10 protein-coding genes are annotated in these 15,527 nt (G+C 58.1%); 5 read left to right on the top strand and 5 right to left on the bottom strand.

Annotation, left to right across the window (positions count from 1 at the left end; translation table 11 throughout):
• Positions 1–296 precede the first annotated feature (296 nt).
• Together DVJ77_RS09335 and DVJ77_RS09330 are read left to right on the top strand one after the other, a co-directional pair.
• Positions 297–1,034 (top strand): FadR/GntR family transcriptional regulator, encoded by a 738-nt coding sequence (locus tag DVJ77_RS09335; protein WP_114845196.1) that lies wholly within the window; start codon positions 297–299, stop codon positions 1,032–1,034.
• A gap of 242 nt (positions 1,035–1,276) precedes the next feature.
• A complete protein-coding gene (locus DVJ77_RS09330) occupies positions 1,277–2,662 on the top strand; it encodes a glycoside hydrolase family 2 (protein WP_225427911.1) in 1,386 nt (461 codons plus the stop codon).
• An 80-nt stretch (positions 2,663–2,742) separates the two neighbouring features.
• Here DVJ77_RS09330 and DVJ77_RS09325 read toward each other — a convergent pair whose 3' ends face one another.
• A complete protein-coding gene (locus tag DVJ77_RS09325; RefSeq protein WP_114845194.1) occupies positions 2,743–3,684 on the bottom strand; it encodes a 2-hydroxyacid dehydrogenase in 942 nt (313 codons plus the stop codon).
• 549 nt (positions 3,685–4,233) lie between these two features.
• On the opposite strand from DVJ77_RS09325, the gene DVJ77_RS09320 reads away from it, so the two are divergent.
• Complete coding sequence (locus tag DVJ77_RS09320) at positions 4,234–4,815, top strand: TetR/AcrR family transcriptional regulator (RefSeq protein WP_114845193.1); 582 nt, start codon at positions 4,234–4,236, stop codon at positions 4,813–4,815.
• Complete coding sequence (locus DVJ77_RS09315) at positions 4,799–6,223, top strand: nitrilase-related carbon-nitrogen hydrolase (RefSeq protein WP_114845192.1); 1,425 nt, start codon at positions 4,799–4,801, stop codon at positions 6,221–6,223. Before DVJ77_RS09320 ends, DVJ77_RS09315 begins: the two co-directional genes overlap by 17 nt.
• A gap of 190 nt (positions 6,224–6,413) precedes the next feature.
• Here DVJ77_RS09315 and DVJ77_RS09310 read toward each other — a convergent pair whose 3' ends face one another.
• The 3 genes from DVJ77_RS09310 to DVJ77_RS09300 form a co-directional block, all read right to left on the bottom strand.
• On the bottom strand, positions 6,414–7,304 hold the full coding sequence (locus tag DVJ77_RS09310; protein WP_114845191.1) for a hypothetical protein: 891 nt from the start codon (positions 7,302–7,304) through the stop codon (positions 6,414–6,416).
• Between the two features lie 958 nt (positions 7,305–8,262).
• Positions 8,263–8,688 (bottom strand): GNAT family N-acetyltransferase, encoded by a 426-nt coding sequence (locus tag DVJ77_RS09305; protein WP_225427910.1) that lies wholly within the window; start codon positions 8,686–8,688, stop codon positions 8,263–8,265.
• A gap of 89 nt (positions 8,689–8,777) precedes the next feature.
• Positions 8,778–10,787: a S1 family peptidase gene (locus DVJ77_RS09300; RefSeq protein WP_225427909.1), complete on the bottom strand. Its 2,010-nt coding sequence runs from the start codon at positions 10,785–10,787 to the stop codon at positions 8,778–8,780.
• Positions 10,788–11,769: 982 nt separating this feature from the next.
• Between DVJ77_RS09300 and DVJ77_RS09290 the strand changes: the two genes are divergently transcribed.
• Positions 11,770–12,414, top strand: a complete 645-nt coding sequence (locus DVJ77_RS09290) for a TetR/AcrR family transcriptional regulator (RefSeq protein ID WP_162791424.1) — start codon at positions 11,770–11,772, stop codon at positions 12,412–12,414.
• 16 nt (positions 12,415–12,430) lie between these two features.
• On the opposite strand, the gene DVJ77_RS09285 is transcribed toward DVJ77_RS09290, so the two are convergent.
• On the bottom strand, positions 12,431–15,508 hold the full coding sequence (locus DVJ77_RS09285) for an efflux RND transporter permease subunit (RefSeq protein ID WP_114845188.1): 3,078 nt from the start codon (positions 15,506–15,508) through the stop codon (positions 12,431–12,433).
• Between the last annotated feature and the right edge of the window lie 19 nt (positions 15,509–15,527).

Here is a 15,527-nt window from a genome sequence, read left to right as displayed (position 1 = left end):
ATCCAGTATTGGCGCTGCAACGAATGGCGTCTTGAGGAAAATTTCGATGGAGAGATGACGAAGTCGGCACAAAGCGGCGCGAACCACACTCGGGAGGCGTCATCAGCGCTAGTGAAACCCGTATGCCCGCACCCGCAGCATGCGAAAGGATTCAACGACCGCTCACCACTGCAAGGCCGGCGACAGGCTTCGGCCTCGTCTTGCCCTTCGCCGCAAAATGGACCAAAGTCCTATTAATCCTACAAATAGCCAGACCACGATCTGAGACGTGGTCGAAGTGAGACGAGGCGCACGGTATGACCAGAGCAAAGTCCATTTCCAGCGATGCGTGTCCCCCTAAGCAGATCTACGAACAGGTGGCCGAACGAATCCGGGCGGGTATCCGCAATGGCCAGTTCGCTGCGGAGGAGCGCCTGCCATCGGAGCACGAACTATCGACCCGTTTTCGCGTTGGACGTCTAGCTGTACGCGAGGCCGTCGGCGCGCTGCAAAATCAAGGCCTAGTCGTCACCCGCCGAAATGCCGGCACCTATGTAAGTGCCGACGCCAAGCAATCGTTGGCGACAGTCAGCGCTGCCGATGTCGTCGATGAGGATCCCGATTTCAGCCCCGCATCCACACTAGAGCTGCGGCGCATCCTTGAACCGGCCATCGCCATGCGCGCGGCGCAACGGGCACAGCCCGACGCACTGGCTGAGCATTATCTTGCGCAAATGGACTCCATCACGGATATCGCCTCTCCCGAGCAATGCGCACGATGGAACGAAAGCGATCGCTTGTTCCATCACCGGCTTGCCGCCATGACTGGCGATCCGCTGTTGCTGAAAGTCGCCGACGTGGTCGCCAAGAGCATGGACCAACCGCTATGGAGACGCCTCAAAGACGAGGGGATCTATGAAGCGAAGCGAATACAACTCTATGCGTCCGAGCATCGCATGATCTACGAGGCCATTGTCTGCGGCGACGCCGACGCGGCGGTCATGTATGTAGAACAGCACATTAAGCGAGTGGGCCGAGATCTTGTGCCGCGGTGATTCATCGCGATGAGCGCAGCCTGCAGCGCCGACACAGAAAGCAAGCGATGGCGAATCTGGGTCGTTACGAACAGATTGAGATGAAACAGTGGAGCTTCTGAATCAGTTCCCACCGGCAAGCAGTACCGCTCCCTGCTGGCGGCCAAATCATGTAGCGCACCTTGAGCGGTCAACCTCATCAGTTCGGCCATGGCAATGCCTCTACGTGGCCGTCGCGTCACTCAATCAAAGCGCCAGCATCGATGCGTTTTTCCGCAAGCTTCCTTAGACTCCGGTGGAAACCATCGGGGAGTGGCGTGATGCAGCGTTCGGGGCTTCTGATTTCTCTTTACCTGCTTATGGCGCTCCTGGCCGGAAGCCGTCTGGCGTTGGCCGAGCCTGCTCAGATCGCACGCATCACCCTGGGTCATTCGACCGTCCCTTTGAATGGACCGTGGCGATTCCATGTAGGCGATGATGCTCGCTGGTCCTCACCGGACTTCGATGACAGCTCGTGGGAAACTGTCGATCTCACCCCTGCGCCAGGTGCACATGACGGCGACGTCGGACTACCGGGCTACGTATCGGGATGGAGCCGACGCGGCCATGCGCAGTACACGGGTTATGCGTGGTATCGGATAAAAGTTATCGTCGATAGCGACACGGATGCCCCGCTTGCATTGGCGGGGCCGACCTTGGTCGATTCGACTTACCAACTTTATGTCGACGGAAAAATGCTCGGCGGTCCGGCTGTGTTCTCGGGTACGGCGCCAACGGTGTTTGGCGTGCGGCCGAGTGTCTTTCCTTTGCCATCGCCGTCATCGGCAGGCGCGCAGACCTACCTTATTGCGCTACGCGTGTGGATGGATCCCACGGATGCAGGTGAGGACAACGGTGGCATTCATGTCGCGCCGACGGTCGGCGACGCTGATGGCATCGATCTGCTGCATCAAGTGCAATGGCTACAAACATTCAAGGGTTACGTGGTGGATGCGATCGAGCCGATCGCATTCGTTCTGCTTGCGCTCATGGTCTTCGCGCTGATCGCGTGCCGAACCCACGATGCCTATCGCTGGCTAGCCGCCGCGCTGCTTCTCCTTGCACTTCTGCGTGTCAATCAGGTGCTGTTTTACTGGACGGACTTTCTAAGTCTGCGCAGCTATGACATCGCGACTACCGTCATACTTAAGCCCCTCAACTTGGCAGCATGGACGTTGGCTTGGCGAGACTGGTTTCGCTTGAGTAAATATCCATGGCTGCGCCAGGTGATCGGTGTGCTTACCGTGGTTTACGTGGTTTTCGCAATGATTGGGCGTCCGTGGTTTGCACCGGAAGCGACCCACGGCCTCAAGCTGGTCGCCGATATCGTTGTCCAAGGCGTTCGCCTGAGCTATGCCGCGCTCTATCTTTGGATCATGGGGCTGGGCGTGATCCGACTGGCGAAACCGTCCGCTTATCTGGCAGTGCTCTCCGCGCTTCTGGTCGGCATTGGCTTGTTCGCGACGGAGCTCAACGCCTTGGGAATTCCGGGAATCTGGTTTCCTTATGGAACGGGAGTGGCACGTGGCCAGTATGCGTATGCCGTCTTCATCCCGCTTTTGTTTTTGCTCATTTTGATGCGGTCGGTTAGCTATGCACGAAGAAAGTAGCCAAGCAGGCTCCCAGGACAATCTAACTGCCCGCCCTGTTTTCTCAGGTATTAGAAACAGCCCGATTGAGACCGCTTAATTTAATATCCCCGCTCTACGTCGACGATGCCACCAATCGACTCGCCACGCGCTAGCTCGCGAATCTTCTGCACAATCTGCGACATGCTCTCGTCACGCAATGTTTCGGCGGAACAATGCGGCGTCATCGTAATGTGCGGATGGCTCCAGAACGCGTGACTGACAGGCAATGGCTCTTGGTGGAATACATCAAGCGTTGCTGCGGCTATTTGCCCATTCGAAAGCGCCTCAAGGAGATCATTCTCTACCAGGTGCGCACCTCTCGCGACGTTGATGAGATACGCGCCACGCGTGAGTCTTGAAAATGTGCGCGCATTCAGTATGCCGTCCGTATCCGGTGTACTTGGCAAGAGATTCACCAGAACTTTCACTTCGTCCATAAACGCGTCGAACTCATTCGCGCCCGCATAGCAATCGATACCTTTGATTTTCTTTTCCCCACGACTGAAGCCGCGCACCGGCAAACCAAACGACGAGAGTGTTTGGGCTACGTGGGTTCCAAGCACGCCAAGCCCGAGCACGCCGATCACAAACGTTTCGCGTGGATGTCGCTCAAGCACTTTCCATCGTTGCTGCGCTTGCAAATGTGCGTACTCATCAAAGCGGCGCAGGTACCGCAAAACCGCGTAGGTGACGTATTCGGACATCTGTGACGCCATACCTGTATCTTCGAGCCGTACAAGCAATGCGTGTTTAGGCAATGTGCCTGGATGCGCGCGCTCTAGGCCAAGAATCGCATCGACACCTGCGCCAAGATTGAACACCGCGCGCAAATCATCGCGGCCAGCAAAGAGCTCACGAGGCGGTCGCCACACAATGGCGAAATCAGCCGGTCCGGTATCGCCCGGCTCCCAGTGACGCACTTCGGCTTCAGGCAGTGCACGCAAAAAGTCTTGCGGTTCCGGGGCGATACTCAAGCCCTGCGTATAAAACAAAATCTTCATGCTTACCTGAACTCTCGAACGCGGGTGCTTTTCCACCCGTAAAAAATGATCGCACAGACATCGATTCAACACCCCATTGCTGCAAGAAAACACACTTGCCCCAGTCGTCGATCGAAACGCTCCGTAGCGTGTGAGTAATGCATGACAGCGCCAAGGCAATAGCTAGAAGAGCTAAGTACTCGGCGCACACCTGCAATGCTCATCCATTCATTGCCAATCAGCTTCGATACCTTTGCCTGGCAGCTTTCCAGGGCCAGGCCCTCGGTGCAACGAGGTGCAATATGGCAGATACCGAGACCGGTAAAACCAGTCATACCCCGATGGCCGATAGACTGCATGGCGTCATTTAGAGGGACCTGCGTCTACTGCCGACTCTATCCACGTGCGGTCTCGATTGTTGTCCCACCCCAAGGGCCCTCATCGATTCCTCATAGCCACGAGTCTCGCCTGGCAGGCATGCATAGGTGTCGGCACAGTCTTTCAAAGTGCATGTCACCGATGACTTTCGGGGTATTGTCTCGCCAATAATTTAGTGTATACACTGTATACATGACTCGACTGACCACCGCCGAAAAGATACTCCGGGCCGCACACCGACTATTCGACCGCGAAGGCGCCGACGCGGTGACCATGCGTCGCGTGGCCGATGCGGTGGGCATCACCCCGATGGCGATCTATCGTCATTTTCCCAACCGCGATGCGCTGCTGAAAAGGCTCTCCGACGACAGCTTCAATGCTGTCGCGCACGAATGGGAAGCACGTTCAAGCAGCCCCGACCTGCCCGATCGACTGATGTCACTCGCAGATCCCTATCTGGACTATGCGCTGACGCATCCGCATCTGTTCGACCACGCTTTTTCGGTGCGTCGTGACGATGCGCGACTCTATCCCGAAGACTTTCGTGCCGGCCGTTCGCCCACCTTCAACGTCGTCATTGATGCCATCGTCGATGGCATGGCCAAGGGCGTATTCAAGCAAGACGACCCGCACGACGTGGCGATGGCGATATGGGCGCAGCAACACGGCTTGATCGCACTCTACCGCGCGGGCCGCTTCAGCTATGACCAGGCGCAGTTTCGCGCCTTCTATAAGCAATCACTAGAGAGGCTGCTCAATGGAATCAAAGCTTAAGAGTGCCCGGCTACCGGCTGGGTTGGCGGCTATAGCGCTTGCCGCGCTGGGCTGGTGGTTCGGCAGCGGCGTGCAGCCAGTGTGGTGGCTGACCTGGCTCGCACCGTTGCCAGTGCTGTGGCTCGCCCCCCGAGTCCGCGCACATTGGGCGGCGTTGGCGGCTTTTGCGGCCTATGCGATCGGCGGACTCAATGTGTGGACTTATCTGCACACGTACATCGGGCTCCCTATACCAACGATTGTGTACGCCATCGGGTTAGCCGGCGTCGAATTGGCGCTATGCGCGCTGCTGTTCCGAAGGTTGCTACTGCGTGGCCACGCACTGGCGGCGGCATTGGCGACGCCGACGGCGTGGGTTGCCGCTGAGTACGTCAACAACCTGCTCTCCCCACATGGCACGTTCTTCAACATCAGCTACACGCAAATGGATGCGCTGCCGATCATTCAGATCGCTGCCGTCGCAGGCCTCTGGGGCGTCGGTTTTCTGGTATTGCTACTACCCGCCACTATCGCCGTGCAGATGCTGCCGCAAGCCGCGCGGCGTGGCCGTGTGTCAGCCGCCGCTATCACCACGATTCTGATCGTCGCTGCGATCGCCTACGGTAGCTGGCGATTGCAGGCGCCAGCCACGTCGACGATACGCATCGGCCTGGTATCGCTGGAAGAGCCTGCCCAGTCCGCGCCGCGCGATACGAAAGTCCAGATCATGAAAGCGCGCTACGTAGATGTGATGGAACGTCTCGCGAATGCCGGCGCCAGGGTCGTGCTGATCCCGGAAACCTCCTTCGTCACGACCGATGCCACCATCCCGGCGTTTGCAGAGCTTTCGAAACAGCGCGATCTGATCGTGGGCACCGGCATCTATTTCAAAGGCGATTCTGGCGCCGGACGCAACATGTTGTCAGTGTTGCAACCCAACGCCATGTCACCGGCCACCTACACTAAGCATCATTTACTTCCCGGCATGGACCAGTCCACGCCAGGCGACAGCTACACCATGCTTCAAGGCTCGCCACGGACCGGACTGGCGATCTGCAAGGATATGGATTTTCACGATATCGGCCGCGCCTATGCGACGCGCAACGCGCAACTGCTACTGGTGCCTGCATCGGACTTCACCGCCGACGGCTGGTTGCATAGCCGCATGGCGATCATGCGCGGCGTGGAAAGCGGTTTTGCCATTGCCCGCGCCGCCCGATCCGGCCGCCTTACGCTAAGCGATGATCGTGGCCGCGTGGTGGCAGAGGCTTCCAGCGAGAAGCGTGACGCTGAGCTGGTAGGCGATCTGCCGCTACGCGAAACGCACACGCTGTATACGCGTTGGGGCGACTGGTTCGTGTGGCTCGATCTGATCGCCCTGGCGGGATGGCTGGGGTTGGCCTTTCTGCCGCGCCGCATATCTTCGTAAAAGATCGCACCACCAGCTCTCGAACGGGTCCGAATGAAAATCATAGCCGATACATATATCTCGGCTCATCAAACCCGTTCCGGCAACCCAAAGCGCCACCTCATTAAAAAGCCCCGCCTGATTAAAAGGCGGGGCTTTTTCACTCACATTCCTTGCATCGAAAGCGGTTAATTACCACTCGATGAAAAGATCAGTTTGTTACGTAGAACGACACCTGATTGAGAATGGGTTGCGGGACTGATCCCACCACGGTGCCGGCAACGCATCCATCATACGGGACTACATAGAGCGTCGAACGCTCACCGCTTACGACCTTGGCCGTGGTAGTTCCCGAAGGCGACGCAGGCTGACCGAGACACAGGGTCTGCCCATTGTATGGAGGAGCGCTATTGGTGCCGTACCAGGACACGCGCTGGTACTGCGGCTGCACATTGTTCCAGCTAATATTGACCGTGGTCGACGTTGCTCCGGCTGGAATGGTGGCTGGATTTGGAGAGACCGAAATGCCAACCGGACGCTGGACTCTTATATTGGAAGAGACACCCGGCGAATAGACAACCGCAGACTGAGATGTGCCGCGGTCCTCTTGGAAAGGAGTGTCTTGTGCCTGGATATAAGCCGTGTAGACATGGCCCATTTGAATCCAGGGCAGCGTCGTGTGATAGGCGTTACCCGGATTTTCGCAATCGACAACCTTTCCTTGAGCAAAAGAGACTGGATTGTCCACAACAACATACAAGCAACCGAACCTGAAGTAGGGATTCGTTTCGTCCCATGTCCAGTCCACCGAAGCCGACCCCGTGCTTTCGCTATAGGGAATATAGACCACGCTCGGATTCATGGTGAAATTGCCGTCGACAGGTTGTGTCACGGCGCCTACAGATGCAGTGCGTGCGGTGCCCAAAGGCGAGGCCGTCACAACTTGTGATTTGACCTCATAGATGCCGGCATATGGATCCTGGCTCACGGTAGAAGCCGGGAATTGCACAAAGGACGGCAAAACAGACTGCGCATGAGATGAGATGGGTGTGGCAGCGATCCAACTGCCGACCATTGCGACGGCCAACAACATTGACTTCATGGAGAACGCTCCTTAGCAGTGTATTTCCTGGAAGGCTCGACTAGGAATGGACCGCCATTGCCGATGGGCAAGCGAGCCCCCTCGTCAAGTAACACTTTGTGCGGCGACCTTGTTGGAGCTTCCCGTCGTCCGCAGAGCGGACGCTACAGACGGTGCCCTCAAGCCTATGTGAAGAAATGTGCAATGCTCCAGCGCCTTCATCCGTCGGCACTCGTGACGCACCCGGCTGCATAACGACGGTACCGTGCAGCCGATCTTGATCGCTATCTGCCGCGATGACATGTCACGACTGCATTAAACGGATAGTTAGCCGCCGAGCCAATGAAAGTTGTGCTGGCAGCTAGACAACGAAAGCATGGCGCTTCCGATCAAGACAACAATCATCCAGCCGGCTCGCCCAACGGCGGCGAAGAATAATATCGAGACTAAACCCACCAGACATAATGCTGACCATAACCCACTGTTGTTCGAGAGCGCGAAAAGGAGCCCAGGGAGAAGCACTACGGCACTGACTAGGGCGAGAACAACGCGTGAAACCATGCTCATGGTTCGCCCAAAAGTAGCAGACGGTGGCTGAAGCGCTAAGACTTTCCACTTACTCCCGTCAGAGAAGTCTGTGCCGCATTTTTTACAGCTTGGTGCGTCGAGCTTCGTGGGCTCATCGCATACCGGACACCAGCCGCTTCGATTGTCTGTGCTCATTGTTGTGAGGTCTTCATTGGAATGAGTTTAGGAGGCTAACCAAAATCGGGGTAGGTTGGAGCTTTCATCTCGGCTGTAAAACTTAGCCGTGTTGCACTGACTCCCGTGACGTATACGCCCGTCTCGTACTGATCTCCAAGTGGTATCAGTGGTCATCGTGCGAGTTGGCGTCCCTACAAACGAATTGCCATACATACTGCCCAGGCTCCGTCCACATTAGGCATAAATGACAGCCAAAGTCGGCCGCGCGGGCCAGCTAACTACGTAGCCGCTCCATAGCAATGGAGGACACCTGAAACCCGAGCTTTGCGAAGAATGTTGCCGCACCTTCCCGGCCCGCACGAAGAACCCATGTGATATTGGGGTTATCACCGGTGATGTGCTGAACCAGCCCGCGACCCACACCTTGATGCCGATGCTCGGACGATACGATCAGCATGGAGAGATACCCGTTGGATATGCCATCGGTAATCGCCCGCGCAAAGCCAATGATCTGTCGATCTAAGATAGCGACTGCGGTCCGTTGCGAGTTGGCCAGAAGTAGCGCGAACTGCTCTGCGTCCCCCACCCGCTGAGCCCACCCATTGGCACAGAGAAACTGTCGCACTGACTCGACTTCTTGCAGTTGGATATCGCGAATAAGCATGGAATCCACATAGGCAAACGCTGAAGCTGCCGACATCTTCGCAGCTTCAGCTTTTAACGACCAGCGCGAGCTTTGCCGTCTATCGTGATGGTTACATCGGGATACCGGCCAGCCATCGTCGCAGCTCAATGCTCCTTGATCTGAAGGCCCTTCAGCAGCAGATCGAGCTTGGTCTTCATGGTGTCCTGCTGCTGCGTACCGGCCATGACGTAGTACACCGAGTACAACACGCTGGGCGCAGCGGCTTGCTCCCCGGCTGGCGCGGCGATATTGGTTTCACCGTCGGTCGTGTAAGCCACGCTCTCGTAGGGGTGGCGGCGCTTGACCAGCTTGTCCCAATAGCTCTTGAAGCTGTCGTCCATATCGTTGGGCGGAACAGCGTTGCGTTCGATATGCAGACGGTCTCCGTCTTGCTTGCTGGCCCTCATGGACAGCGTGTTCACGTCCCACACCACCTTGCCATGATCGGGGAGAAACCCCGCTCCCAGGGTCAGCAAACTGTCCGGCTCGATCTTCTGCAGATCCGGCGTATAGGCGAATGCCAGCCGCTTCGAGGCATAGCTGAAGCGATGCTGGTAATCGATGTCGATATGGATGTCCTTGAACGCGGCCGGCAACAGCGCGGTGTTCTGCAGATAGTCTTTCCACTGGGCCAGGGTGCCCGAGTAACTCACCGAGACGAAGTCGGTCAGCGTGCGCATGTCGGCGGTGGTGTCGTAACTTTGCCCCGGCATGGCAAAGCGCATGATTATGGCGTAGCCACTCGGCACCGGCAGCGAGTAGGTCACTATCTTGGTGTCGGCGTACGGCATGGCCCATACACGCAACTGCCAGCGGCGCTGCCATTGATCCGTATGCACCGTGTCGGTCAACGGCTTGCCCAGCGACGTAATGCGGATCTGCTCCGAACCCACCTGCCGCATAAATAGGCCTAGCTTGCATAGTTGCTCGGCAAGCGCGGACGGATCGTTGTAGAGCTTGCTGGCCGGCAAGGTATCCGGACGGCGCAAATGGAGGAAAAAGGTGCGATTCAACACCCCGGTTTCCACGTAGCCGTTCGCGGCCAACGTCATGACCTTGCCTTCTTTGACGCTCAAGCCCCATTCGCCGGTGCTGTCGCGCGTAATCAGCCCAGGCAAGGTATTCATCCAGGATCCGCCGTATAGCAACCGGTTGGAGCCGTCGCCGTGCGGGAACAGCTTGTCGGCATCCTTGGCCAGGATGTCCTTGAGCTGCGTGTCCACATAGTCACCGAACCGTTTCTGGAACTCGTTGAAGAAATCAGCGAGGCCGAGCGGTAGCGTGAACTGGCTCTTGATGTGGTTGTTCAGTGTCGTGCTGAAGATGTCGAGCTGATAGGTGACGCGCTTTTCCATCACCGCCTGGCCGGATGGTGCATTCAACACATCGCCGATCTGCAGCGCATAGTTAAGATTTTCGTTGGCCGATTTCATCAGCACCACGCCGATGACCTTGCCCTCCTTGGTAAGCAGCGGGCCACCGCTGTTACCGGGCGAGGCGGCCGCGGAGAAGCGCATCCACTTCCAGGCGCCATCCTGCTGCTCCGGCGTGTCGGAGGTGTACAGGCCGTCGCGGATCACCACGCCGGTGCCCAGCGCGTTGCCGACGGCGTAGACCTCTTGATTGAGTACGGGCTTGGTATCGACTTCCAGTGGAGAGGGTGCGGGGTCGTCGGCCAGCGAGAACACCACGAAATCGCGGCGCAGGTCGAACTTCTCTACTTTATCGATAGCGTAGATATGGCCACTGGCATCACGCAGCGAAGGCTGCCCCCACAGGCTGTCCACGCCAGCCAGCAGTACATGGCCCGCAGTGATGTAGCGGTTGTGGCCAATCGCGAAGGCAGTGCCGATGGAGTAGTACTTGTCGTTGCGCTCCTGAAAGGGGAGCAGGTCCAGCGGCAAAGGTTTTTCGTAGGTCAATGGATCGTTGACCGGCTTGGCGGCCACCACTTCAAAAGTAGCGCCCTGGATCTTCGGCAGCAGGGCCGCATCCAGACTCGCGGCATGCACGGCGGATATTGCCGTCAAACCGACCATTAACACCACTGCCTCGCGCAGCGCTACCCAGGCCCTTCCATTAGCCCGCTCCAACCATCTCATCGTCTTGGACATATGCATCCCATGCATGAAAGCCGCCGCCGGCACCCCCTCCGGGCATCCTGCTCACGACGGACTACGCATAATGACATGGGCTTGGCGACCGCCACCACTGGCGGTGAAGCCGTAGGTCAACTAGAGCGCGGCTCAGAAATCGGGCCAGGTTGGACCACCCCTGATGCGCACTTGCCCTTTGGGTGAAATATCGGGGTCGTGGAAAGTCCCTGCCAACCAAACCAGGCACAGGCCACGGCCAACGCTGAAGCCACGAGAAGCAGGTAGGCCCTCGAACGCACGACAGGCCCACGCTGGATTTTGGTCCGACGAAATACCCAGGTGCCGGGCAGCGGCCACTGACCGTGCTGAAAAATCTGCAAGGCGCATCGGGTGGAGAGAGCCGCCACGAACAGCAATGTAATCAGCACGCTAATCAGCAGGCCGCGCCACCAGGGAAGCTGGTCGCATAGGGGAAGCGAATTGATGTAATCAAAAAGCGCTGGCTGCAGCCAAAGTCGATGGGCGGTGGCGTATAGGGCGCCTATGACAAAGAGGATAATTAGATTGCGTCGCCCACGAGGCGTTGGCTCGATGAACTCGTCGGTCATACGCATCCGATAACCGGATAAGCGGACCCTTCGATCCGGCTATACATGCCGTGCCTCGCTCATAAATCGCTGCGTCCCCTGATTAGCTGGAAGCTTATCGGTGACAGTTCAAGCTAACAACCTGACGTATAACCGAACGAAAGGACGGCTCAGGCATCCGATACCCCTGCAAAGAGCGCCATGGTTAAGATGCCGATGAGTCGGAAATTCATAAGTACTTTCCCCGTGCTCGTCCATTAGTGGCCCGAGGACTACTCTCTCCGGGTCATAAACTGGTAATAAGCCTTACCGATTTGCGCGAAGTATGCTCGCGCCACGCTTTTACAAGCTGCACCACCACATTTTTGAGTGGCACACTCTCGAAATGGCGCGTCTTTAAAATGGATCGGTCGATGGAGGCAAAAAAGATAGACAGCCGCATGTACCGGAGTCGGACCACGGCCGAGCGCCGGACCGAGCGCCGTGGAAAACTCGTGGAAGCAGCCATCGAGGCATTTTCCAGCTCGGGCTATCGAAACAGCTCGATTGAGCAGCTCTGTGCGATGGCAGGTACTTCAACGCGTAATTTCTATGAGGAATTCGGCAGCAAGGAAGAACTGCTCCACGCTCTCTACGACGACATCAACAAGCGTGCGCTCGGCGCGGTGGCAGCGGCGATCGCAGCGGCTGACCCTGAGAATCCAAAAGCCCGCGTCGGCGCGGGAGTCACCGCTTATCTGGCGAGCGTGACCGCGGATGTACGGCTGGCGCGCATCGCCCATGTCGAATCGGTGGGAATCAGCGCCGACATGGAGGCACATCGGCAAGCCGCGCTGGACGCGTTCGCAGCCATCATCAAACAGGAAGCCGAGCGAATGGCCATGGCCAGGCAGGCGCCAACCCGTGATTTCTCGCTGACGGCCATCGCGCTGGTCGGCGCCATCAAAGGGCTTGCGGTGACAGCAGCCACCCAAGGCGATGGCACGGCAAGCCTTAAGAACGTCGCGGCGGAAGCTACGGAGCTAATGGTTGCCGCAATTCTTGGCCCACGTCATTAACGTTCGTCTGCCAGTGCTAATCCGCCAGTGCTAATCCGCGCGTTTGACGCCTGTTGAAGCGATCGAGAAACAGATAGATCACCGGTGTCGTATAAAGAGTAAGTATCTGGGAAATCAGCAGGCCACCGACGATGGCTATCCCAAGCGGGCGCCGTAGCTCCGCGCCCGCCCCGGAACCGAACGCCAGCGGCAAAGCGCCAAGCAAGGCGGCCATGGTCGTCATCATGATGGGACGGAAGCGCAGCAGGCAGGCTTCATAAATAGCTTGCTCTGGAGCAAGGCCGCGTTCGTTCTCCGCCGCAAGCGCGAAGTCGACCATCATGATGCCGTTTTTCTTGACGATGCCGATCAGCAGGATCACACCGATCAGCGCGATCAGGGAAAAATCGTACTGCAGCATCATCAACGCGCCCAAGGCGCCGATACCGGCCGATGGCAGCGTCGACAAAATGGTCAGCGGGTGGATATAGCTCTCGTAGAGGATTCCCAGAACGATGTAGATGGCAAGTAGCGCGGCGGCGATCAACAAAGGCTGATTCGACAATGACGCCCGAAACGCCTGCGCCGAGCCCTGGAATACCGCCGTCAAACCCACTGGCTTGCCAAGTTCCGCGCCCTTGATATCGACGGCCGCGATCGCCTCACTCAATGCGTGCCCCGGTGCGAGATTGAACGACAACGTCACCGCCGGAAACTGGCCATCGTGGTTGATGGTCAGCGGCGCGGTCGAGTTCTCCAGTCGAACGAACGAGGACAGCGGCACCTGTTTGCCGTTCGATGCTGTCAGGTAGAGCTGGCGCAATGCGTTCGCGTCAAGTTGATAGTGCGAACCGACCTCCAGCACCACGCGATACACATTGAGCTGCGTATAGAAAGTGGCGACCTGGCGTTGACCGAACGCGTCATACAACGTGTCGTCCACCATTTGTGGCGTAATACCCAAGCGGCTCATCGTGTCGCGATCAAGCACTGCGGTGAGTCGCGGCGCCACTGGCTCTAGATCGCCGGCCACATCCTGGATGACCGGAATATCGCCCAGAGCCTTGAGCATGATTGGCGCCCAGTGGCGCAATTCTTCGAGATTCGCATCACGCAGTGTGTATTGGAATTGAGTCTTGCTGCTGCGCGCACCGATTTGCAAATCCTGCCGCGCCTGCAGATAAAGCGAAATGCCGGACAAACTCGCCACTTGCGGACGTAGGCGCTTGATTACGTCGTACACCGATGCGGATCGCTGCCCGAACGGCTTGAGGTCGATCAATAAGCGGCCGATATTCGCCGAAGGATCGCCTTCGACCCAGTAATAAACATGCTCGATATCAGGGTCGCGCTCGACTATGCCAGCGAGCTCGTGCATGCGCTCGACCATGGCCGTATAGGAAATGTCTTGCGAAGCCTCCGTCACACCGCCGATCAATCCGTTGTCCTGCTGCGGAAAGAAGCCTTTTGGAATGGCGATATACATCAGTACGGTGCCGGCAAGCGTCACCCCCGCCACCCATAGAGTCAGCCTCCGATGAATCAATGCCTGGCGCAGGCCGGCGGCATAGATAGCCAGCAGACGATCGAACACACGCTCGGCGGCCTGATGAAACCGGCCACGGCCGTGCGCGGTCTGGCGATTGAGGAAACGCGCGCACAGGGTCGGCGTCAGAGTCAGCGAGACCACGCCGGAAATCAGAATGGCGATGCCGGCGGTAACTGCAAATTCGCGAAACAGCCGCCCGACCAATCCGCCCATGAACAAAAGCGGGATAAACACAGCCACCAGCGAAACGGTCATCGACACAATGGTGAAGGCGATCTCGCGCGAGCCCTTGATGGCGGCGTCGAGTGGCGACAGGCCATCCTCGATGTGGCGCAGAATGTTTTCCAGCATCACGATCGCGTCATCGACGACAAAGCCGATGACCACAGTCAGTGCCATCAGCGAAACATTGTCGAGGCTGTAGCCGAGCACATCCATCATCGCAATCGTGCCAAGCAGCGACAACGGTATCGTCACGACCGGGATAAGCGTCGCACGCACGTCGCGCAGAAACGCATAAACCACCAGCACCACCAGGATCACACTGAGCAGCAAAGTGAACTGCAAATCGACGACCGAGGCGCGAATGGTCTGCGTGCGATCGCCGAGCAGGACCATATGCATGGATGCAGGCAGATCATGGGTCAAACGCGGCAGCTCCGCCTTGATCCGCTCGACGGTCTGGTTGATGTTGAATCCGATCTGCTTGTGCACATCGACCATCACCGCCTGATGCCCGCCGACCCATGCGCCTTGGCGTATATCCTCGGCACTGGCAACGACACTGGCGATGTCACGCAATCGCACTGGCGCATCATGGCGATAAGCGACCACCAAGGCGGCATAGCCATCGGCATCGACCACCTGGTCGGTTGCGTCCAGCGTCACTGCCTGATGCTCACCATTGAGTGTTCCCTTTGGTGCATTGGTGGTGGACGCGGCGATCGCGGCGCGCACATCCTCGAGACTCAGGCCCAGCGCAGCGATGGCCTCTGGATTGATACGCACGCGAACGGCCGGTTTCTGCTGGCCGTGATAGTCGACTACGCCCACCCCCTGAACCCGTGCGATTTCAGGGGCGAGATAGTTCTCCACATAGTCATCGACTTTGCCCAGCGGCATCACGTCCGAGTAGACCGCGATGGTCATGAGCAGCGCGTCGGCGGGGTTGGCCTTCTCGAAGCTTGGCGGGTGCGGCAGGTTCTTCGGCAGATCGCCGGACGCCGCGTTGATGGCTGTCTGCACGTCAAGCGCGGCACTATCGACGCTACGCGAAAGATCGAATTGCACCGCGATGGAGCTTGAGCCCAGCGAGCTGGTCGAGGTCAGCGAGGTCACCCCGGGCAGCACAGCCAGCGCCCGTTCCAGCGGGGCGGTCACCGACGAGGCCATGGTCTCCGCGCTCGCGCCCGGCAGGGACGCGTTGATCGAAATGGTCGGTATATCGACCTGCGGCACCCCGGCAATGGGTAACTGCGTGTAGCCGATGATCCCGAGAAACAACACCCCGAGCATAAGCAGTGAGGTGGCGATCGGCCGCCGTATGAATACTGCTGAAAAATTCATGTTGCCCCAACAGGTTGTG

Origin of the sequence: Dyella tabacisoli (assembly GCF_003350925.1) — a bacterium.
GTDB lineage: Bacteria > Pseudomonadota > Gammaproteobacteria > Xanthomonadales > Rhodanobacteraceae > Dyella_C > Dyella_C tabacisoli.
This window is presented reverse-complemented; position numbering and strand designations above follow the sequence as displayed.